The sequence below is a fragment of the Brevibacterium senegalense genome (assembly GCF_000285835.1).
GTDB classification, from domain to species: Bacteria; Actinomycetota; Actinomycetes; order Actinomycetales; family Brevibacteriaceae; genus Brevibacterium; species Brevibacterium senegalense.
This window is the reverse complement of the sequence record NZ_HE978600.1, coordinates 32,400-33,851: the sequence shown is the minus strand read 5'-3', so window position 1 is coordinate 33,851 and position 1,452 is coordinate 32,400. Positions and strand designations below refer to the sequence as shown.

Below are 1,452 nucleotides of genomic sequence, written 5' to 3'. Positions count from 1 at the left end.
CAGGGCGGATTCAACTGGTCGTCGCAACACCCTGACAGAGAGGGTAGTCATGGGACGTCCAGCGGGATGGTTAAGGGACCTCACGGGAAGGAATCCAATGATCTCTCCCGGAGCCCCGTCGAGCAGGCGGAGCATCGAGCGAGAGTTCTGGAAGGAAATCGCTTCTGGCGTCTCGTCAGAGGACGCGGCTGCGGCGGTCGGCGTGTCACCAGCGGTCGGGACCCGCTGGTTCCGTCAAGGTGGCGGCATGCCGACGATCACGTTGTCCCAGCCAGGGGGCCGGTACCTGTCATTCGCCGAGCGTGAGGAGATCGCGCTGATGCGCTCCGGCAGTCTCGGGGTCCGCGAGATCGCTCGCAGGCTCGGCAGGGATCTCTCGACGATCTCACGAGAGCTGCGCCGGAATGCGGCGACGCGGGGTGGGAAGCTCGAGTACCGAGCCTCGGTCGCGCAGTGGAAGGCCGAGCTGCTCGCCCGTCGCCCGAAGACCGCGAAGCTCGTGCGCAACCCGCGATTGCGCGAGTACGTCCAAGAGCACCTCGACGGGAGCCTGCACCTGCCCGACGGGACTCTCGTCGACGGACCCCAGGTGGCGGCGTGGCAGGGCCGGAACAAGCCGCGCCGGGGCGACCGGAAGTGGTCGCTGGCATGGAGCCCGGAACAGATCGCCCAGCGAGTCAAGGTCGACTTCCCCGAAGATGAGAGCATGCGGATCAGTCACGAAGCGATCTACCAAGCCCTCTACATCGAAGGGCGCGGAGCGCTCAAACGCGAACTCGTCGCCGCGCTGCGGACCGGCTGGTCGCTGCGCAAGCCCAGAGCCAGGACACGGAACAAGCCCCAGGGGCACGTCACCGCCGATGTCGTCATCTCCCAACGGCCTGCCGAAGCCGCTGACCGGGCGGTGCCAGGCCATTGGGAAGGCGACCTGATCATCGGCACGAACCGATCGGCGATCGGCACCCTCGTCGAACGCAGCAGCCGCTCGACGATGCTCGTGCACCTGCCCCGATTGCCAGGCTACGGGCAGCAGCCGCGAGCGAAGAACGGTCCGGCCCTGGCCGGCTATGGAGCCAGCGCGATGGCTCAGGCGCTGACCTCGTCAGTCACGCGGCTACCGGCACAGCTGCGCAAGACCCTGACCTGGGACCGCGGCAAAGAGCTCTCCGGTCACGCGCAGTTCGCGCTCGAGACGGGCACGCAGGTGTACTTCGCCGACCCCCATGCGCCTTGGCAACGCCCGACGAATGAGAACACGAACGGGTTCCTCCGCCAATACTTCCCGAAAGGGACGGATCTCTCCCACTGGAGCGCGCAGGAGCTCGAAGCCGTCGCGTACACGTTGAACAACCGGCCCCGGAAAGTCCTCGGGTGGAGAACTCCCGCTGAGGTCTTCGCCGGCCAGCTACACTCGCTCGATAACACCGGTGTTGCAACCACCGATTGAATCCG

1 protein-coding gene is annotated in these 1,452 nt (G+C 66.5%); it reads left to right on the top strand.

Translation table 11 applies throughout. The annotated features are described in order from the left end of the window. The first annotated feature begins 49 nt into the window (after nt 1-49). Nucleotides 50-1,447: an IS30 family transposase gene (locus tag HGBR_RS00180; protein ID WP_051013247.1), complete on the top strand. Its 1,398-nt coding sequence runs from the start codon at nt 50-52 to the stop codon at nt 1,445-1,447. The last annotated feature ends 5 nt before the right edge of the window (nt 1,448-1,452 follow it).

Excerpts from the sequence above, each read along its gene's own strand:
- HGBR_RS00180 (WP_051013247.1), top strand. The coding sequence starts at position 50 with ATGGGACGTCCAGCGGGATGGTTAAGGGACCTCACGGGAAGGAATCCA.